General features: G+C 43.9%; 16 protein-coding genes. 11 read left to right on the top strand and 5 right to left on the bottom strand.

Going from position 1 to position 19392, the window contains the following annotated elements; translation table 11 throughout:
* Positions 1-188: 188 nt before the first annotated feature.
* Positions 189-1817 carry a DUF6377 domain-containing protein gene (locus tag FSB76_RS09065; RefSeq protein WP_147053270.1) on the bottom strand — a complete coding sequence of 543 codons (1629 nt, stop codon included), beginning with the start codon at positions 1815-1817 and terminating at the stop codon, positions 189-191.
* A gap of 418 nt (positions 1818-2235) precedes the next feature.
* On the opposite strand from FSB76_RS09065, the gene FSB76_RS09060 reads away from it, so the two are divergent.
* Together FSB76_RS09060 and FSB76_RS09055 are read left to right on the top strand one after the other, a co-directional pair.
* Entirely contained in the window at positions 2236-3087 is an 852-nt protein-coding gene (locus FSB76_RS09060) for a helix-turn-helix domain-containing protein (RefSeq protein ID WP_147053269.1), read from the top strand.
* A gap of 76 nt (positions 3088-3163) precedes the next feature.
* On the top strand, positions 3164-3874 hold the full coding sequence (locus tag FSB76_RS09055) for an SIP domain-containing protein (protein ID WP_147053268.1): 711 nt from the start codon (positions 3164-3166) through the stop codon (positions 3872-3874).
* Here FSB76_RS09055 and pdxR read toward each other — a convergent pair.
* Entirely contained in the window at positions 3849-5348 is a 1500-nt protein-coding gene (pdxR, locus tag FSB76_RS09050; RefSeq protein ID WP_147053267.1) for a MocR-like pyridoxine biosynthesis transcription factor PdxR, read from the bottom strand. The two genes, FSB76_RS09055 and pdxR, sit on opposite strands and share 26 nt — an antisense overlap.
* Here pdxR and FSB76_RS09045 point away from each other — a divergent pair.
* A complete protein-coding gene (locus FSB76_RS09045) occupies positions 5335-5877 on the top strand; it encodes a DoxX family membrane protein (protein WP_147053266.1) in 543 nt (180 codons plus the stop codon). The genes pdxR and FSB76_RS09045 overlap by 14 nt on opposite strands.
* A 7-nt stretch (positions 5878-5884) precedes the next feature.
* On the top strand, positions 5885-6880 hold the full coding sequence (locus FSB76_RS09040) for an EamA family transporter (protein ID WP_147053265.1): 996 nt from the start codon (positions 5885-5887) through the stop codon (positions 6878-6880).
* 140 nt (positions 6881-7020) lie between these two features.
* On the opposite strand, the gene pgi is transcribed toward FSB76_RS09040, so the two are convergent.
* Positions 7021-8667 (bottom strand): glucose-6-phosphate isomerase, encoded by a 1647-nt coding sequence (pgi, locus tag FSB76_RS09035; protein WP_147053264.1) that lies wholly within the window; start codon positions 8665-8667, stop codon positions 7021-7023.
* 252 nt (positions 8668-8919) lie between these two features.
* Between pgi and FSB76_RS09030 the strand changes: the two genes are divergently transcribed.
* From FSB76_RS09030 to FSB76_RS09005, 6 genes are all read left to right on the top strand, one after another.
* A complete protein-coding gene (locus FSB76_RS09030; protein ID WP_147053263.1) occupies positions 8920-9357 on the top strand; it encodes a hypothetical protein in 438 nt (145 codons plus the stop codon).
* A gap of 99 nt (positions 9358-9456) precedes the next feature.
* Positions 9457-10549, top strand: a protein-coding gene (prfB, locus tag FSB76_RS09025) for a peptide chain release factor 2 (protein WP_147053262.1) whose coding sequence is annotated in 2 segments (ribosomal slippage) — positions 9457-9516 and positions 9518-10549 — 1092 coding nt in all. Because the reading frame shifts where the segments join, the coding sequence is not laid out codon by codon here.
* Positions 10550-11017: 468 nt separating this feature from the next.
* Positions 11018-12706, top strand: coding sequence for a sensor histidine kinase (locus tag FSB76_RS09020; protein ID WP_147053261.1), 1689 nt, complete (start codon positions 11018-11020; stop codon positions 12704-12706).
* 11 nt (positions 12707-12717) lie between these two features.
* A complete protein-coding gene (locus tag FSB76_RS09015; RefSeq protein ID WP_147053260.1) occupies positions 12718-13473 on the top strand; it encodes a LytR/AlgR family response regulator transcription factor in 756 nt (251 codons plus the stop codon).
* Positions 13474-13507: 34 nt separating this feature from the next.
* Positions 13508-14422, top strand: coding sequence for an alpha/beta hydrolase (locus FSB76_RS09010; protein ID WP_147053259.1), 915 nt, complete (start codon positions 13508-13510; stop codon positions 14420-14422).
* 110 nt (positions 14423-14532) lie between these two features.
* Complete coding sequence (locus FSB76_RS09005; protein WP_147053258.1) at positions 14533-16077, top strand: glycoside hydrolase family 10 protein; 1545 nt, start codon at positions 14533-14535, stop codon at positions 16075-16077.
* Between the two features lie 196 nt (positions 16078-16273).
* On the opposite strand, the gene FSB76_RS09000 is transcribed toward FSB76_RS09005, so the two are convergent.
* Complete coding sequence (locus tag FSB76_RS09000) at positions 16274-17164, bottom strand: transglutaminase family protein (protein ID WP_147053257.1); 891 nt, start codon at positions 17162-17164, stop codon at positions 16274-16276.
* A 43-nt stretch (positions 17165-17207) separates the two neighbouring features.
* Between FSB76_RS09000 and FSB76_RS08995 the strand changes: the two genes are divergently transcribed.
* Positions 17208-17822, top strand: coding sequence for a hypothetical protein (locus FSB76_RS08995; protein WP_147053256.1), 615 nt, complete (start codon positions 17208-17210; stop codon positions 17820-17822).
* Between the two features lie 160 nt (positions 17823-17982).
* Here FSB76_RS08995 and FSB76_RS08990 read toward each other — a convergent pair whose 3' ends face one another.
* Complete coding sequence (locus FSB76_RS08990; RefSeq protein WP_147053255.1) at positions 17983-19116, bottom strand: BamA/TamA family outer membrane protein; 1134 nt, start codon at positions 19114-19116, stop codon at positions 17983-17985.
* Positions 19117-19392 lie beyond the last annotated feature (276 nt).

The raw sequence follows: 19392 nt of genomic DNA, 5'->3' as shown, positions 1-19392 counted from the left end.
ATCCCCCAACTTTTCATTCGTCCATGCATTTGTAGAGATTGCTTATTACTCCCGTAACAAGTTAAAAAACGGTAGTCATCCTGAACTTGTTTCAGGACCCCATAGGACAGGTAGCCCGCATGATGTGCACTTAGCATGTGAGGTGCTGAAATAAATTCAGCATGACATTAGCGGGATGATTGTAGTCCTTACACCGCCTCTATCGCCATAATATGATCTTCAAACTCATCATTAGCGATAAATGATTTGTTTTTGATGCGATTTTTGTAGGAGTAGATGGTATTTACCGAGTAGCCCAACAGTTTGGCAATCCGGTCGTTATCGTGAATGCCCATGCGGATAAGGGCAAAGATGCGGTGCTCGGTGCTCAACAACTGCCCGTCGGCAATGGCAATTTTATCGTCTTTGTGAAACAAGGCTTCAAACTTTTCAATAAAATCGGGGAACAGGGAAAGGAAAACCTTATCGAAGGTATGGAACAACTGGTGTCGCTCATTCTCCAGGTTCAGGCTTTTAATGGCTGCCTGGGCATCTTCGTAGCGTTTGCTGCTCAATTTTTTATCCAACGATTTCTGGAAGCTTTCCAGCTTATCAATATAGATGGAATTGATGTTGAAGTAATAGCCAATGTATTCGTTTTTGATTTTATTGGCCGTACTTAAGTTTCTATTTAACGCTTCCAATGCAACGTTGCTTTCCTGTAACGATACATTGGCCTCCTTGATAAGGTTATCGGCGATGCGTAGCTTTTTAAGCTGACGGAAGATGATGAACGCAAACATTACCACAAAAAGTACCAACACCGTAATGATAGAAGCGTAAATAATCAGCGACTTGCGCTGCTGCTCTACCGTACTGATGCGCTGTGCCTCGATGATGGGCAATATACTGCTGATGGCAACCTGCCGGTGGCGTGCGCCATAAAAGGTAGCATCGTCCATAGCTTGTTTGATATAAACGAAGGCGCTGTTCAGGTCACCTTTTTTATACAGGAAATCGGCCAGCTTATAAATGGCGACTGTTTCTTTAGTGGCCGACTGCAAATCGGCAATGGCCGCCTGGATCAATAATTGGGTGGATTTGTCCTGATTGCCGAGCACTTCGTAGATGTAGCTTAAAGAGCAGGCACTTATGGCAAACTGGTTGGGCGTTAAGTTTTTTAACTTAAGCAGGGCGGTATAATCTTTTACGGCATCAGTATTATCGGCCTTGCGTAAGGCTTGCAGTCCTCTTAATGCATAATAGTTGTAGGTTCCGGGCGAGGCTAATGAAAGGGCTGAATCGATAAACTGAATGCCTTTGGGGTTATATATGGCCGAGTAATCAACATTACGGTCAAAATCGGATAAGTCGAAATAGCTGCGTGCTTTCAGGAAGTAATATTCCACTCTATCATCGGTTGATAGGTATTGCAGGTTGATACTGTTCAGGGTTTCCAGCGTCTCTTTAAACATGCCCGATGAAATGAGTGTAAAGCCCAGTTCCATTTTAGCAAAAGCCATACGGTTAGGGGCGTTTAGCTTGGCGGCGGTTTCCTGTAGTTTTTTGGCGTAGTTATAGGCCGAATCGTAGCTGAAGTTTTTATACTCGTTATACAGCTGTTGGTAAATGTTATATTTTTTATCCAGATCGTTGGCCTGGCTTAGCTGTTTGCCCAGCTCATCAATGCGGTTTGTTTTTTGCTTTACATATACATCTTTATCGGCCAGTACAGCGTTGAGCCTGGTTAGTAGTGAATCGGTGGCAACTGATTGTGCATAGCCCGGCAGGCTTATCGAAACAAATAAGAAAAATAAAAGATATAAGCCTGGCCTCATTTAATTAAAGGTAGTAATTGGATGTTCACCCCTAAAGGTAGGCAAACATATTAAAATATGGTGTATGGTTTTTGGGGGGAGAGCACAAACATTGGCTTTGAACGCCGGCCACTACTCACCCCGGCTACGCTGCGCTGGCCGACCCTCTCTCCGGCTTACGCCGCAAAGAGGGTTGAGCAAAGAAAAATATTTTTTTCGCCCCTCTATGCGCGAAGCGGAGAGAGGGGCAGACGGGCGGAGCCTCGTCGGGGTGAGTCGACTCGCCGCCGTGCGATAAACGTCATTCACCTTTCAGAATTTTGTAAATTTTATCATTCATTTGTGACGCAGAGGATGTTGCCGATAGCAATCTTCTTGCAATTTTCTAATCCAACCCCATACACCCAATCACAATAAGCCCTAACTTGCTATCCTGAACATGAAAGACATTCCCGTACATCTTTTAAAAGAGCGGGCCTCATCGGGCCTGGAAATCAATCGTTTTTTTAAGGGCGATAAACCCAAGGCCGATGAACCCCTGGGTGCGCACCGCGATGATCATTATATATTTTTTGTAATCGAGGGTGGATGGGGCTCGCTGATGGTTGATTTTAACGAGATCGTGATACAGGAATCCTGCCTTTATTATGTGTTACCCGGGCAGGTGCACCATCGTATCCAAAACGAAGGCGCTTACGGATGGTTTATAGCAGTGGATACCATGCTGATACCGCCCGATTATCGTAATGTGTTTGAAAATCAATTACTGTTGCAGCAACCTTATACCTTAAACGATGTACAAAAGCGGCAGTGCGAAAGCTTGCTTAACCTGTTATTTGAGCGGTACCGGGAGGACGAGCAGGCTGTTTTTAATTTATCTGTTGTGCATTCGCTGCTGCAATCGTTTTTGGGGATAGCTGCCGGGTGTTTTAGCCAAACGGGAAAGCCGGGTATGCTGATGTCTCGCCCGGTGCAGTTGGCTCAGGATTTTAAGAAACTGCTGGTTGAGCACGTGCGTACAATCAAAAGCCCGTCGGCCTACGCGGCTAAGCTTAATGTATCTGAAACGTACCTGAATGAGGCTTTGAAAAAAGCTACAGGACTGTCGGTAAGTTACTGGATTCAACAGGAAGTTATTTTGGAGGCCAAACGTTTGCTGTACTATAGCCAGCTGAATGTTAAAGAAATTGCACATGCGCTGGGTTATGAAGACCATGCCTATTTCTCGCGCCTGTTTAAAAAGGCAGAAGGGGTAACGCCACTCGCCTTCAAAGCCGATTACCGCAAATAGTCCAATCATTACCGCAGGTATGCCATTTTGTCGGGCATAGATAAGCCTTTTCTTTGTGATAATAATTCTACATCACATGGAAACATCCACTCTGCAAAAATTAAAACAAAAAACCGGCAAGCTATTTGAAGGCCGCCTGCAAACGGGCAATGTTTTGGAAGTAAGGTATTGGGAGCCCTGCACTTTAATTGAGGTTGACCTGCACCTGCCGCAAATAGATATGACCGGCTGGACCGAAATTCCTTACATTAAATTTAAGGTAGATAACCTTACTTTCAGGGATTACACCCCATCGGGCTGGGATGCCGAAACCCAAACCTGCACCATTTATGTTGATGCCGCTCATAACGGGCCCGGCAGTAATTGGGCGCGGCTGTTAAAAAAGGGCGATAGGGTAAATTATCTTAAAACGGGCACTACTAACCAAAGCCCGGTTGCTACATCGGCAATAGTTGCCCTTGGCGACGAAAGCAGCATGGGGCATTTACTGGCCCTGCAAAAAATGGTACTGCCCCATACCCGGTTTTCGGGCGGCATAGTAATTGGCAACGAGCATCACCGTAAATTATTCCAGGAATACTTTTGGACGCCGCTGGAGCCCATACCCCGCCGCGATGTTTACGGCCATCACAGCCTTATTGAATGGGTGCTCGATCAGCGTTACAGTTTAGAGAACACCGTATTTTATTTGGCCGGCAATAACACTATGGTAGCCCAGTTGCGCAAGCTGCTTAAAGGGCAGGGGTATCCGTCGGCACAAATTAAACTTCAGGGCTTTTGGGGTTAAGCTTTTTAAAAACGCCGGCTAAAATTTTAACACCTGCTTCCAACTCCCTGGGGTTGAGGGATGCAAAACCTATCCTTACGTAGGGATGGGTGCCGGTGTTATGGTAAAAATAATCGCGGCCGTTATTAATGGTAAGGCCCATAGCCGATGCTTTTTCGGCCACGTAGGCAGGGTTTATACCATCGGCATATTTAACCCAAACGGCAAAGCCGCCATCGGGTTTTTTAAAGCTTAGCCAGCTGCCAAGGTGCTCTTTCAGCAGGGCGCAAAGTATATCGCGCCTTTCATGATACAATTTATTGGCCTTTTTAAGGTGACGGCCTATGTCGCCGTTTTTAAGCAGGTTAGCTATGGCTTCTTCCAGCAGGTGCTCGCCCTGGCGGTCAATCATTTTACGCAGCCTGGTGGCCTGCACAATAAGGTTGGCCGGTGCAACCATAAACCCAATGCGGATGCCGGGCGCTACGGTTTTGCAAAACGAACCAACGTATATCACACTGCCATAATAATCGGCACTGGCCAGGGGCAATATGGGGCTGCTGGCATAATGAAAGTCGTAATCGTAATCGTCCTCAATAATGGCAAAGCGGTATTTGTGGGCCAGTTCAAGCAGGCGCATCCTTCTGTCGGCGCTTAGGGTAACCGTAGTAGGACGGTGGTGATGGGGGATAACATATACCAGCTTTACTTTTTTCTGCCGGCAAATTTCTTCCACAGAATCCAGGTTTATGCCGTGTTCATCTACCGGTACCAGTTTCAATTTGGCGCCGGTTTGTTCAAAAACTTCGTTAGCCCCCGGGTATCCGGGATCGGCGGCAATTACCACATCATGTTTGCTTAACAGGATTTGGGCTGCCAGGTAAATGGCCATCTGTGCGCCCTTGGTAACCAGGATATCATCGGCGCTAACCTGCAGGCCACGGGTTTCGCCCAGGAAACGGGCCAGCTCGGTTCGCAGGTTTGCCGAACCCTGCTCGGGGCCGTAGGTTAAATACTTTTGGGTGAAATGGTAATTGGCAAACCTGCGATACTCCCGTACCAGTAATTCAACCGGGGCTACGCGGGTATCCGGAAAGCCATCGTCAAATGTAAGCAACCCGGGCTTATCATCGTTAAATAAATCGGGGTAGGGCACCTTCTCGGTAACATCAAAATAGGTTTTTATGGGGTAAGGATTTCGTTTTAATGTGCTGTTGATTGGCCGGGGCGATACATCGGGCAGGTTTTTGGCTACAAAAAATCCTTTACGCGCATAAACATCTACCCAGCTTTGGGCATACAATTCATCATAAGCAGCCACAACTGTTTTTCTGTGAACTTTTAATGCGGCGGCAAGCAGCCTGCTGCTGGGTAGTGGCGATGCCGGTTTTAATGTGCCCTGCCTGATATGCCCGATAATACTATTGGTTATCTGCAGATAAACCGCTACCTGCGCGTCTTTATCAATAGTAATTAATCCTATGCTGAATTTCATACTGGACTATCTTGTTTGTGTTTTCTGGACTATAAAGATAGGCCAACTGATGCGTAATTTTATACCAGTTAATAAAAAAGATATGCAACTCATTGAAAATTATGCCATCCCGTCTGTCGCTTTGCGTGGTGCTTTGGCTACCAGCTACCTGTGGGAGGTGGCAGATCGCCTTGGTTTTTTTGGCGCCCACGGCCAGCCCCATGTAGGCTGGGGCGACTGGCAGCACTTTATGGAATATGCCAGGCAAGTAATGAACTTTTTGCCTTCCGGAATTATCCCGACACTGGCTGTGATAGCAACCATTGGCGAGGCCGGCGTAGGGCTGTTATTACTTGCAGGTTTGTTTACCCGTACGGCTGCGTCACTTAGCTGCCTGCTTAGCCTGGCGTTTGCTTTGGCCATGGCTATATCCGGCGGTATCGAATCGCCGGTAGGTTACTCGGTTTTTACGGTGAGCGCGGCAAGCCTGTTGCTGGCCACACTGCCCGATTATAAATGGAGTATAGATTCAATTATCAACAAAAACTAAAATAATCATGACAGCAGTTAACCAACAAAAAGCGCCTGCATTATTGGTAATCATAGCATTCGCTACAGTTTATATTGTTTGGGGCTCTACGTACTTTTTTATCGGGATGGCAGTACACGGTTTCCCCGCTATGCTGATGGGGGCGCTCAGATACACTACAGCAGGCGTGCTCATGCTGGGTTGGTGCGCCTACAAGGGCGATAAAATATGGGTAAAACGGGATATCATCAATTCGGCTGTTAGCGGTATGCTGATGTTGTTTGCAGCCACCGGCATGGTAATTTGGGTTGAGCAAACTTTGCCCAGCGCCATGGTAGCCATCACGGTATCGGCCAGCCCAATTTGGTTTGTAGTGCTGGATAGGCCCAACTGGCGTGTTAACTTCAAAAGCAAATCGACCATTATAGGGCTAATCGTAGGCTTTGCCGGTGTTGTGCTGCTGTTTGGCGAACAGGTAACCAAAGCCCTTGCCGATGAACATCATACAACCACTTTTTTGGGCATGGCTTTGCTGATTTTAGGGCCAATAGTTTGGTCGGCCGGTTCATTATATTCAAAGCATAACGTAAACAGCGGCCCTGCACGGTTAAATACAGCCTGGCAAATGGTTATTGCAGGTTTGACATTTATCCCCGCAGGCATGCTGCACCATGAATTTAACGGCTTTAGTTTGACGCAGGTACCGGCTTCATCATGGTTGGCCATTGCCTACCTTGTTATATTTGGATCCATTGGGGCATTTAGCGCTTACGTTTGGCTGTTGCAGGTAAAGCCGGCTACACAGGTAAGCACACACTCGTATGTAAACCCGGTTATCGCGGTGCTTTTGGGTGTATTGTTTGCGGGCGAGCAGATATCTGTTTTGCAGGTTGTTGGTTTGGTTGTTATCCTCATCAGCGTATTGCTTATTAACCTGGTTAAATACCGTAAAGCTATGCCCCCAAAAAAGGTAGTGCCCATGCCTGGTTTGCCAACCGGCGAGTTGCTGGTGAAAGCCTGTTAGCCAAGCCCCCTTACCCCCTAAAGGGGGAACGAATGTGCAGATTTTTAAATAACAAAGGCCGGTTTCGAGGAAACCGGCCTTTGTTATTTATGCTAATCAAAAGCTCCCCCTTCAGGGGGCTGGGGGGCTCGGCTGCGTTCTTATCTCCAGGCCTTGTACAAATTAATCAAACCATTGGTTGATGAATCGTGGCTGCTTATTTCGCTGTCGTCCTTTAATTCAGGTAGAATTTTGCCGGCTAATTGCTTACCTAATTCAACACCCCATTGGTCAAAGCTGTAAATGTTCCAGATAATGCCTTGAACAAATATCTTGTGCTCGTACATAGCAATTAACGAACCCAGGCTGTGAGGGGTTATTTTTTTAAGCAGGAATGAGTTAGTCGGGCGGTTACCTTCAAATACTTTAAATGGCGCAATGGCTGCAATTTCTGCTTCGGTTTTGCCGGCGGCTTTTAACTCTTCAATAACTACTTCTTCTGTTTTGCCGTTCATCAACGCTTCTGTTTGGGCAAAAAAGTTTGATAGCAGCATGTTATGATGTTCGCCAAGCGGGTTGTGCGATTGTGCCGGGGCTATAAAATCGCAAGGGATAAGTTTAGTGCCCTGGTGAATCAGCTGATAAAAAGCATGCTGACCATTGGTGCCTGGCTCGCCCCAGATGATCGGGCCAGTTGAGTATTCTACATGTTTGCCGTTACGGTCAACATGTTTACCGTTGCTTTCCATGTCGCCTTGTTGAAAATAGGCGGCAAAACGGTGCATGTATTGGTCGTACGGTAAAATGGCATTGGTTTCGGCTTCAAAGAAGTTATTATACCAGATGCCTAAAAGTGCAAGTGTTACCGGTATATTTTCTTCAAACGGCGCGGTTTTAAAATGATTGTCGGTAGCATGGGCGCCATCAAGCAGCTGGGTAAAATTATCAAAGCCAATGCTTAGGGCAATTGACAAGCCAATGGCACTCCATAAAGAGTAGCGGCCGCCAACCCAATCCCAAAACTCAAACATGTTTTTAGTATCGATACCAAATTTTTCCACAGCGGCAGCATTGGTTGATAAGGCAGCAAAGTGTTTGGCTACATCGGCCTCGGTAGCACCGGCGGCTAAAAACCAATCGCGGGCGCTGTGCGCGTTGCCCATGGTTTCCTGGGTAGTAAAAGTTTTTGACGCTATCAGGAACAAAGTAGTTTCGGGGTCAACAACCTTCAGTGTTTCGGCTATATGCGTGCCATCCACATTACTTACAAAATGCAGGTTGAGGTGGTTTTTGTAGGCTTTTAAAGCTTCGGTAACCATTACCGGGCCTAAATCAGAACCTCCGATACCTATGTTTACCACATCGGTAATAGGTTTGCCGGTATAGCCTTTCCATGTGCCGGATATGATGGCTTCGCTAAATTCCTTCATATGATCAAGCACCTTATTTACATCGGGCATAACATCTTTGCCATCTACGTAAATGGGGGTATTGCTGCGGTTACGTAAAGCAACGTGCAGTACCGGGCGGCCTTCGGTAACATTAATGGTTTCGCCTGCAAACATGGCTTCTATTGCCTTATTTACTGAACATTCTTTGGCCAGTTGTATCAATAAGGCTATAGTTTCATCGTCGATGCGGTTTTTGGAATAATCCAGCAAAATCTCTTCAAACTGGATAGAAAACTTATTAAATCGCTGATCATCAGCATCGAATAATTCTTTCAAGCTTTTTGATACAATATCAATGTAATGGTCGGCTAAGTATTTATAGCTCTGGGTGGTGGTGAAATCGATATTTGGCAACATAGTTGATGTGTTTTTGACAAAAGTAACAAGTTAATTGTTAGGTGGATATAAATTATCAAACTTACTATTCACAGTGTTATTTTAACACTACACACATAGTGTTTGTTTTACACCTAAAAATTATGAAAATTTAAAAAATATTTACAAATTGTTTTGATATTTAAAATTATTATTTGATATCTTTGTATTGTTGATAATCAAATGAGTGATTTATCATCAATTTGTAAATTTCAGTATAAAATTGTTGCTACTATGTTTGGAAAACTTTTTTTGCTTGTAAAAAATAACGCCGGGATGGCTGTTATTAACAACCCTTCAATTCCTGTAAAATACCATGAAAGTGTGCTTATTGAAGCATCGAGCGCTATCATAGAGGTATTAAAAGGACAAATGGAAAACGGTAAATTGAAAGATTTAGTGAAGTATTTTCGCTCGTCGGGTATTTACAATCAATCATTGGTATCAAGCATGGTTAGCAGGTTTGCCAACAGGCTCAATACTTTTTATCACATCGATCCTGAACAGGCCATGACCGCCTCAAAAGCGTTGATCCCGGCTGTGATGGCCGAGCTGGTAAAAGCGTCAAAAAGCGAGCAGGTTAAAGAATTTGGCCTTAAAAATATGCTTACCAAGCTAAATGGTGACCGTGCTGACTTAAGTTTGCTGGTTGACCGCGCTATGGTTGCTTAATATATTCATCTACCTTGTAAAACGGGTCTGCAGATTGCTAATACAATTTGCAGACCTTTTTTTATTTATGCCGATAATCTAATTGCATATATTTGCCACATGACTAAAGAACAGATTCAGGATTTAAGGGATAGAGCAGCTTCCCTGAGGAGGCATCTTTGACATCGACAAGAAATTAGAGCTACTAAAAGCTGAACAGGAAATAACTATAGGCCCGCATTTTTGGGATCACCCGAAAGAGGCCGAAAAAGTACTGGCATCCATCAAAGTAAAAAAAGTTTGGACAGACGAATTTCAAAAGGTGACAGCTATCATTGAAGATACTGTAGTGCTGTTTGAATTTTACCAGGCTGGCGATGCCACTGAAGCCGAAATGCAGGAGCAGTATAATATTGCCATAAAGGCCGTGGAGGAACTTGAATTTAAAAACATGCTCTCGGCCGAGGAAGATCAGTTTAACGCCGTGCTGCAAATAACAGCAGGTGCAGGCGGTACCGAAAGTTGCGACTGGGCCGGTATGCTGATGCGTATGTACATTATGTGGGGCGAAAAAAACGGCTACAAAGTTACCGAGCAGGATTATCAGCCCGGCGATGTTGCCGGAGTAAAAACCGTAACCCTGCAGTTGGAGGGCGATTTTGCCTATGGATACCTTAAAGGCGAAAACGGTGTACACCGCCTGGTGCGTGTATCGCCATTTGATGCCAACGCCAAGCGCCATACTTCGTTTGCTTCGGTTTATGTTTATCCGCTGGTTGATGATACCATCGAAATTGATATTAACCCTGCTGATATCGAGTTTGAAACTTTCCGCTCGGGCGGTGCCGGTGGCCAGAACGTGAACAAGGTAGAAACCGCTGTGCGTTTGTATCACAAACCATCGGGTATTATTATCAAAAACCAGGAGTCGCGTTCGCAATTGCAAAATAAGGATAATGCAATCCGTTTACTGAAATCGCAGTTGTACGAGATAGAGATGCGTAAACGGATGGAGATCACCAACGCCATTGAGGGCAACAAAAAGAAAATAGAATGGGGATCGCAGATCCGCAACTATGTTTTACACCCATACAAGTTGGTAAAAGATTTGCGTACCGATCATGAAACCTCGAACGCCGCTGCCGTACTTGATGGCGAGCTTAACGAATTTTTAAAAGCGTACCTGATGGAGTTTGGCGGGCCGAAGAGTTAAGCGTAAAATGACAGCAGATTGGGGCACAAGGAAAAGAGATCTGAGGATGGTAACATACCACTTGCTGTCTGCAATCGCCGTTATCTATTTCATGAAATCGGGAAGCTTTAAAAGTGGCCCCTGCACTCCAAATTTAGATATTTTAGGTTTCTTTATGGCATTGTTGATATCAATTGTACTAACCCTTGCCGGAATAGTAATGTTTATAAAGAGCAGAGAAAATAAATATTTCTTCATTATTAATCTGACAGCAATGCTCATATGGCTTTCCATTTTATTTTGGAATAGTTAATCATCCGATATTTAAAACTACAATAGCGATGGAATTACCCCATCGCTATTGTGGTTTTAAAGCATTTTTGCCAAATTCTAAGCCCAGCCTGCCACATACTCATTAGGCGTTGTTGCGCCCCGCAGGTAAATACATTTTTGTGATGTAAATAATAATTGTAAACTTAAACACACATCATGAAAAGTAAATTTTTTGTATGGTTAACCGGGCTAATCCTTAGTTTCATATCCCCGTTACCTTCGCCTGCACAAACAAAGCAGGACCTATCTTTTGGCAATCATTTTACGTTCGAGTACAAGGGGGCGTATTACGGTGTTAAAGACACCAATTTGGCGCAGATGAGTGCCTTTAAAATGATAAATACAAAACACCCCATTTGGCTGGGCGTAAAGCTAAATCCCAACCTTGTTGATTTTTTTGCATCAAGTGTAAAATCAATGTCTAAAGAGTACCCAAGTTATATCATTTCAGATACTTCGGCGGCAATTATAATAGCGTACGGCATTACAAAAGCTAATGTTAACGACTATCGCTACCATGTGGTTGAAAATGATAGTATTGAATTAGTTCCATGGTCAAAATTACCAATGCTCCAACAAAAATATGGGGCAATAGAACCCTATGGTTTTTTGGGCAAGTTTAAAGCTCCCGGTAAGCAACTATTGGTAGAGGTGCTTAATACCAAAAATTACGATATACGGCAAGGAGTGGTGTTTGACTGGAAACCTAACTTTAAACCCTTTGTAACACAAATAGAAATTAACCGGACAAAAGATTATTTTAACCTGGATAATATAAAGCTTAATCATGGGTATGCCACAAAGTTTAAAGAGCACACTGGCGTGCCCTTAGATTTTAGCTTTCCGGCCGATAGTGTTGTTAGCATACGCCTATACTATAAACACCATGAAACTATACCCTATGTGGTGTACCTGGTTAAAAATGTGAATGGAAAAAAAGATACCACCCAAATGGGATATTACAACCGCGAAAACTATTATGATATAGATGGTAAGTTTTACAATAAACCCGGCAAATATGAAATAATTATTCAGCGTGCAAATGAACTTGGCAAGTGGCCCGAAGACCAGGTGCTGCGAATACCATTTGAGGTGAAGCCTCTCCCGGTATCAGATAAAAAAGTCTCCATAAAACAAGCCTTACCATATATCATAGCAACACTCACGGGTGTTGTTTTGCTGTTTGGGGGCTATTACAGGCGCAACCAGGTAAAGTTGTTACGGGCGGCGCAAGAAAAGCAAACGGCAGGGTTAAAGCTGCAATCTATCCGGGCACAGCTTAACCCGCATTTTATGTTTAACGCGCTAACATCCATCCAAAACCTGGTAAATAAAAATGATATCGCAGGTGCAAATCATTACTTAGCTAAATTTGCAGGCTTAACGCGGCAGGTGCTGGATACCGGCAACGAGGAATTATTAAGCCTTGAACAAGAGCTTGCTATTTTAGATGATTACCTGCAAATGGAGCAGTTACGGTTTGGCTTTAAGTATGAGATAATAACGGATCCGGATTTGAACAAAGCCAATATCGAAATTCCGGCCATGTTGCTGCAGCCCTTTGTAGAGAACGCTGTTAAGCATGGCGTAGCAATTGTAAAGGAGCAAGGCCGGATTGAAGTATCAGTGAGAGGCCAAGGCCATGACATCATTTTAACTATAAAAGATAACGGCGAATGGATAGAGGTTAATAATGCTGGCGAAATAAGTGGATACGGGCTAAAACTAAGCCAGCAACGTGTAGCTTTATTAAACCAGTTATATAAAGATCAGCCGGTGAGCTTACATATTGATAAGCAAGGGCCGGGAACTGTTGTACGTATCCGTTTATCAAACTGGATATAAAATTTATGCCTATGAGTATTAAAAGTATTATTGTTGACGATGAGCCTAACAATGTCGAAAATTTACAACAGATTATTCACACCTGGTGCCCCCAAATTGATGTTGTGGCGACTGCTTCAAATGCCGGCGACGCGATAACCGCCATTAAAGCCAACCAGCCCCATTTGCTGTTTCTTGATATCCAGATGCCGGGGCAATCGGGCTTTGATGTGTTGAGGGCTTTTGATAAAATAGATTTTGAAGTAATATTCATCACGGCCTATGATAAGTATGGCATCCAGGCCATTAAATTTTCGGCGCTGGATTACCTGCTGAAACCAATAGATATTGCCGAATTTAAACTGGCAATTGAAAAGGCAACGCGAAAAATTAACAGCAGGCAGCAAAATCACAGCATCGAAAATCTGTTGGAGTACATTAAGACCGGCCAAAAAGAAACGCCCAAAATAACGCTGCCCACGCTAACCGAGATCCGGTACGTAAAAATTACCGATATTATGAGGTGCGAAGCATCAAACAACTATACCACTTTTTACCTGCAAAGCGACGAGCAGGTATTGGTGTGTAAAACACTAAAGGAGTTTGCTGATATTTTAAAACCCCATCATTTTGTACGTACACATCAATCGCATTTAGTGAACGTTCAATTTGTAAAAAGTTATCTTAAAGAGGATGGCGGAACCCTAATGCTGAACGATCAAACCAAAATCCCCATCTCTCGCCAAAACCGCGAATTAGTAAAAGATGCCCTGGGTAAAAGTTTATAATAAAAAACCTATAATTGCATATACCTAACAAATTATGAAAACTATTTTATCAGCCTTTGTTTTGACCATTGCAGCAACTATAGCCTACGGCCAGGAAAAACCGATGCCCTTATATCCAAAAGGCATACCCAACTCAAAACCAACACCGGCAACATATGTAGAAAAAACGGATGCCAATAATTGGATAACCGGCGTAAGTGTGCCAACCCTAACCACCTACCTGCCCGAAAAAGGGAAAGCCAACGGTGCTGCTGTTGTTGTTTGCCCCGGCGGCGGGTATTCCGGTTTGGCCAATGCGCACGAGGGGATGGCCATATGCCGGGAGTTTAATAAAATTGGTTTAACCGCCTTTTTATTAAAATACCGTTTGCCAAGTGATGAAATAATGATTGATAGGTCGATTGGTCCGCTGCAGGATGCGCAGATGGCTATATATACCGTCCGTAAAAATGCTAAGGAGTGGGGCATTAACCCGGCAAAAATTGGCATCATCGGTTTTTCGGCCGGCGGTCACCTGGCATCAACCGAGGGAACGCATTTTGATCAGCCGGTGATTGATGACAAAGACAACATTAGCCTGCGTCCTGATTTTATGATGCTGATATACCCAGTGATCAGCTTCGGTGAGCAGGCCCACGTAGGATCGCGCGAAAATTTGATAGGTAAAACACCATCGCAGGCACAGGTTGATCTGTACTCCAACGAAAAACAAATTACCACCAACACCCCGCCCACGTTTTTGGTACATGCCGAGGATGATAATGTAGTACCTGTACAAAACAGCCTGATGTTTTACGATGGCTTATTAAAAAATAAAGTTAAAGCCGAGATGCACATTTTCCAGGAAGGCGGCCACGGCTTTGGTATGAATAACTCGAAAAACAAAGGCGAATGGTTTGACTGGGCCGCCAGCTGGCTGGAAGAAAATGGCTTTTTGAGCGGGAAGTAAATGAAGATACGAAGACTTGCGAAGTTTTTAAACGGCGTAGCCCTCAACGAGGCCATGAAAATAAATTTCAAAAAAGTTAAACTTCATAAGTCTGGCAAGGTTTAACAATTATGACCAACAAAACATCGTTCGTTGCTTTTCTTATACTTGCTTTCCTTAAATCACACGCTCAACAACTTGTTGATAGTAACGTTACCGCTCACCCTAAACGCGAGTTTCGCGGTGTCTGGGTAGCCACTGTCGAAAACATCGATTGGCCGGCTACCCCCAATGAAACTACAGCCCGGCAGCAACAGGAATTATTAACCATTTTAGATGCCCATCAAAAAACGGGGATCAATGCTATTATACTCCAGATTAGGCCGGCCGCCGATGCCTTTTATGCCAAAAGTCGCGAGCCCTGGTCCAAATGGCTTACCGGGAAGCAGGGCCTTGCACCCAATCCTGTTTACGATCCCCTGGAGTTTGCCCTTACCGAAGCGCACAAACGCGGGATGGAGTTGCACGCCTGGATAAATCCATACAGGGCAACTAAGGATAGTGCCTATTCGCAGCTTAGCCCGCAGCATATTACCCGGATAAAACCCGAATGGTTTTTTACCTACGGCGGTATGAAACTGTTTAACCCAGGCCTGCCCGAGGTGCGGGAATACATAGTACAGGTGGTGCTGGATATGATAACTAATTACGATATCGACGGCATTCATATGGACGATTATTTTTACCCTTACCATGTAGCAGGCCAGCAAATAAACGATCAGCAAGCTTACCAGCAATATGGCAAAGGTTTTACCAATATTGACGATTGGCGGCGCGATAATGTAAACACCCTGATAAAAATGCTGAACGATAGCATCCATCAGCACAATCCACGAATGAAATTCGGCATTAGCCCGTTCAGTATCTGGGCCAACAAAACCCAGTTAGCCGATGGATCTGATACGCATGGCAGTGATTCGTACTTTGCACTGTATGCCGATTCGCGTAAGTGGGTGCAGGAAGGCTGGGTAGATTATATTAACCCGCAGCTGTACCGCCCCATTGATGATAAACTGGTGCCGTTTAAAACGATGATTGACTGGTGGGGCAATAACGCCTATGGCCGGCATTTATACATTGGGCAGGCACCATATCGCATTATCGAAAACAAACTACCCGGATTCAGATTGCCGGGCCAGCTTCCGGGCCAAATTCAGTGCCTGCGTAAAAACGCAAGAGTGCAGGGTAGCGTATATTTTAGTTCCAACTCATTAATGAATAATCCGCTTGGCTTTACAGATTCGCTACGGGCCAATTATTACCATTACCCGGCCCTGCCGCCGGTGATGCTCTGGCGCGATTCAATAGCGCCCAATGCCCCTATAGGCCTTATAGCAAAGCCGGAGATCAACGGAGTTAAACTGATGTGGCAAACACCATTGATGGCAAAAGATAATGAGCCGGTTTATGGTTATGTGGTTTATCGGTTTAGTACTGGTGCTAAACTAAACTTAGATAATGCCGAAAATATATTAAGCATTCAATATAACAGCAATACATTCTATTTGGATACTACGACGGAGAAAGGTAAAACCTATATTTACATAGTCACGGCTATTGACCGGTTGAAGAATGAAAGTGAGAAGGCGTTGCCGGTGGAAGGGGCAAGGTTATGATGTGCCGATTGAAAATTATGGCAAGCTTATGAGTTCAAAGTCTATTGTAAAAATCGTTGTCATTTCGAACCCTCGAAGGGATGGAAAGTGTGGGGAGGGGGTGAGAAATCTTATACCCCATGTATTCCAAGGACGCGCGGTCTCATAACACAAATCGTAAAAGATTTCTCACTCGTACCTCGCTCGAAATGACAATTTATTTCATTATACGCTGATTTATTCCAGGATTATTATCCAATATAGCCAACAATTCATTCAGCTCCACCACTTTCTCGGCCGACCCTAAATTTTCGTAGGCGCTTATCAGGTTGCGGATAACGCGTTTAATGATATCCGTGTTGGAGCAGGGCTCATAAAACTGTTTATCGAATTTGAGGTTGAGTTGTTTTAAAAACATATCTACATCGCGGCGGCCAAAAATAAAACCTTTGTTAAAGGCATTGATATAAAACAGGATGCCGCCTTCAAAATTGTTCTCCATGCTTTCGTCAACATAGGCCAAAATAAAATGCTGGGGCAGGTTTACGCCATATACAGGCACATCCAGTTTTTGGGCAATGATGGAGTAGATGATGGCCAATGATATCTGGTTGCCTTTTTTTGTTTCCAGCACCTGACTCAGGTAGCTGTTTTGCGGGTCGAGGTGGTTGGATATATTACCGCTAAACCCGTAAATATTGTAAAATACATGGTTAATGAGCTTGATCTGCTCCTTAGGGCTGGCCTCATTCATCATCTGTATCCAGATGTCGCGTTTGATTGATTCTACCTGGTTAATTACCCTTTGCTCATCCAGGTCGGGGTATTGGTAACGGTTGATGATGAGGATGCCCTGTAGCAGATCGAACGCGCCGCTTTGATGCCACAGCTGCAGGTCGGTTTTTAACGATCTAAACTGAATTTCGTGCACAAGGTTGGCTATCCGTTCCTGTTGTACAGCATCAAAAGCCTGCTCAAAAGCTGTTTCAAGGTAGGCAATTACCTCGCTGCCGTAGCCAAGCAGTTTTTCGTGAACGTGATCATATATCTCGTTATCGGGGTCGTCCAGCAATCGGATCAAAGAGTTTACTTCTGTCGGATTTATCATACGCTATCATGCTAAAATACTAAACTTTTTTACTTTTGCGGCGATGTGGAATCTCAGATTTGTGCAAGATTATTTAAAACACCGGTTTACGGCCAATAACCGCCATGGCATACACTCGCCATTTGTATATAAACTGATAGACGATGTAATTTATGATTATACTAATCAACAAGTGTTCCACGAGCCCGGATTTGCGCCTGAAAAAGGAGAGGGTCGGCGGGCGGTAAAATCAAAAGTTGCCCAATTGGTTTACCGGTTAACAAAACATTTTAACCCGGCTGTAGTAGTTGAGTTGGGGTCAAATAATCAGGAAGCAAGCGCTTATTTGCAAAAAGCAGCAGCCGAAGCTAAATTCTATTTCCCTCAAAAGGAAAGCGAATTTATTACATTAAATAAAACACCATCGGGCCTGTTAGTTTTTCATGGCGAGAATCTTAAAGAAAAAACGCTGCCATACTTCATACAATACCTGGACAAAATTAATCCGGATACCATTATGCTTTTTACCGGTATGTATACCGCTAAAAGCCTGAAGCAAGCCTGGAGCCAAATCAAGCTAAATCCCAAAGTTACTCTTACCATTAACCTGTTTTGGATAGGCCTGGTGTTTTTTAAGCAAGACAGGAAAGAGCAGGAACATTTTAAGGTACGATACTGAGGATTTGCGGCGTGGTTAGTTTAGGTTGTACATTTGACGTTGTACGTGTTACGTGTTTTTGAGTTTGTGCTATCATGAGACTACGCAAGTCGATTATATTTGGAAGGTGTCCAAACGTACAACCTGCAACGTTAAACGTATAACCTACTCAACCTGCTAATCAAAACGCCTGTCCCAACGCAAGGTAAAACCCGCTTTGCCTGCTCTCTCCCGGATTTTTCTGACCAATGCCATAATCGGCCCGTATGCTCAACCCTTTTTCAATATCAAAGAAGTAGCGCACGCCGCCCCCGTAATTTGGTTTTAATTCGGCCCAGCTAAAGCTTTTGTTAAATACTTCGCCTGTACCAACAAAACCAACAAGTCCCCATCTCTGGCTTAGCCGGTAACGTAATTCAGTTTGACCGGCCAGCATATTCCTGTCCCGATAACGGCCATTATAGTAACCCCGCATCATCTCGTCGTTACCAAGCGCGGGTAACAAATAAAATGGCGACCGGCTACCGGTTAAGCTTTGCTCCTGGATATCAACACCCAAAACAAACTTTTTGCTTAGCGCAAAAAACTGGGAGTATTCTACATTTAAGAAACCACCGCTGTAATCAGTTTTACCATATCCCCTTATCACTTCAAAATAACTTGTTATTATTGCGCCTTTTGTGGTGTAAGTATTGTTATTGCGCGTATCAAAGGTTACGCTTGGGCCAATATAGATATTACTGCCCCCACCATGGTTTTGTACTCTTGGGTCGGAATAAAAGATGGTGCGATAATCTGTTTGCGGTATGTGAAAACGCTGTGCTCCCGATACAAAACCAACATAAAGTTCATCGGTTATTTTTTTTTCTGCACCCAAATAAAGCTTTAACCGTTTTTGATCAATTTTGGTGATATCAGCGCTGCGGGTATCATTACCTATACCATAAAAACTAAAGGGAAAATCTACATAACTTATGCCAACGGTAAAGTGATAGCTGTTGCCGGGTGTCCAATAGCTACTATTAATGCTAAACCTTGTTTGCCCTTTTGTGGCGACTGTTGCATAACCAAATATGCTGGATACGCGGGTATCACTTTTAACAGAATCGGTATAAAAAGAGTATAAACCAGCGCCGCCAACTTCCAAACCTGTTTCTGGTGCCGAACTTATCGCCGGTAAAATAACAAAACTGCTTTTTTTACTGGTATCCTTATTTAAAAACATTTTGCGCAAAAACTTTGGGAGAATGTGCGATTGCGAAAAAGCGGTTTGCAGGAAAAATATCAGCAACAACGAGGTAAAGAATGTTTTCATATAAATTCAGCTAATATAACCCCATTTTTGTGATAAGGTTGATAGGGTAGGGACATTTTAAAGTAAAAAGCGATAAATGCTTTTTACTCCTTTTAGTTTAGATGGCGATTTGCCAATAAGTCAGGAAGTTTTAAAAAATGTAGAATGCCTATATATCATAACATTGGAGCATCACCCGGTGATTATTGCCCAACGTTTGTCGCCCTAAATTAAGGTGTTTTATTGGTTCCCGGGTTCCCGGTTAAAATGGTAACAAACAGGTAACATCAATAAAAT

It is taken from the genome of Mucilaginibacter ginsenosidivorax (genome assembly GCF_007971525.1).
GTDB lineage: Bacteria > Bacteroidota > Bacteroidia > Sphingobacteriales > Sphingobacteriaceae > Mucilaginibacter > Mucilaginibacter ginsenosidivorax.
Note: the sequence above shows the minus strand (reverse complement) of the source record. Positions and strands in the feature narration are given on the sequence as shown.

Excerpts from the sequence above, each read along its gene's own strand:
- pgi (WP_147053264.1), bottom strand. The coding sequence starts at position 8,667 with ATGTTGCCAAATATCGATTTCACCACCACCCAGAGCTATAAATACTTA.
- FSB76_RS09000 (WP_147053257.1), bottom strand. The coding sequence starts at position 17,164 with ATGATAAATCCGACAGAAGTAAACTCTTTGATCCGATTGCTGGACGAC.
- FSB76_RS09005 (WP_147053258.1), top strand. The coding sequence starts at position 14,533 with ATGACCAACAAAACATCGTTCGTTGCTTTTCTTATACTTGCTTTCCTT.
- FSB76_RS09045 (WP_147053266.1), top strand. The coding sequence starts at position 5,335 with ATGCTGAATTTCATACTGGACTATCTTGTTTGTGTTTTCTGGACTATA.
- pdxR (WP_147053267.1), bottom strand. The coding sequence starts at position 5,348 with ATGAAATTCAGCATAGGATTAATTACTATTGATAAAGACGCGCAGGTA.
- FSB76_RS09060 (WP_147053269.1), top strand. The coding sequence starts at position 2,236 with ATGAAAGACATTCCCGTACATCTTTTAAAAGAGCGGGCCTCATCGGGC.
- FSB76_RS09040 (WP_147053265.1), top strand. The coding sequence starts at position 5,885 with ATGACAGCAGTTAACCAACAAAAAGCGCCTGCATTATTGGTAATCATA.
- FSB76_RS08995 (WP_147053256.1), top strand. The coding sequence starts at position 17,208 with ATGTGGAATCTCAGATTTGTGCAAGATTATTTAAAACACCGGTTTACG.
- FSB76_RS08990 (WP_147053255.1), bottom strand. The coding sequence starts at position 19,116 with ATGAAAACATTCTTTACCTCGTTGTTGCTGATATTTTTCCTGCAAACC.
- FSB76_RS09030 (WP_147053263.1), top strand. The coding sequence starts at position 8,920 with ATGTTTGGAAAACTTTTTTTGCTTGTAAAAAATAACGCCGGGATGGCT.
- FSB76_RS09055 (WP_147053268.1), top strand. The coding sequence starts at position 3,164 with ATGGAAACATCCACTCTGCAAAAATTAAAACAAAAAACCGGCAAGCTA.
- FSB76_RS09065 (WP_147053270.1), bottom strand. The coding sequence starts at position 1,817 with ATGAGGCCAGGCTTATATCTTTTATTTTTCTTATTTGTTTCGATAAGC.
- FSB76_RS09015 (WP_147053260.1), top strand. The coding sequence starts at position 12,718 with ATGAGTATTAAAAGTATTATTGTTGACGATGAGCCTAACAATGTCGAA.
- FSB76_RS09010 (WP_147053259.1), top strand. The coding sequence starts at position 13,508 with ATGAAAACTATTTTATCAGCCTTTGTTTTGACCATTGCAGCAACTATA.
- FSB76_RS09020 (WP_147053261.1), top strand. The coding sequence starts at position 11,018 with ATGAAAAGTAAATTTTTTGTATGGTTAACCGGGCTAATCCTTAGTTTC.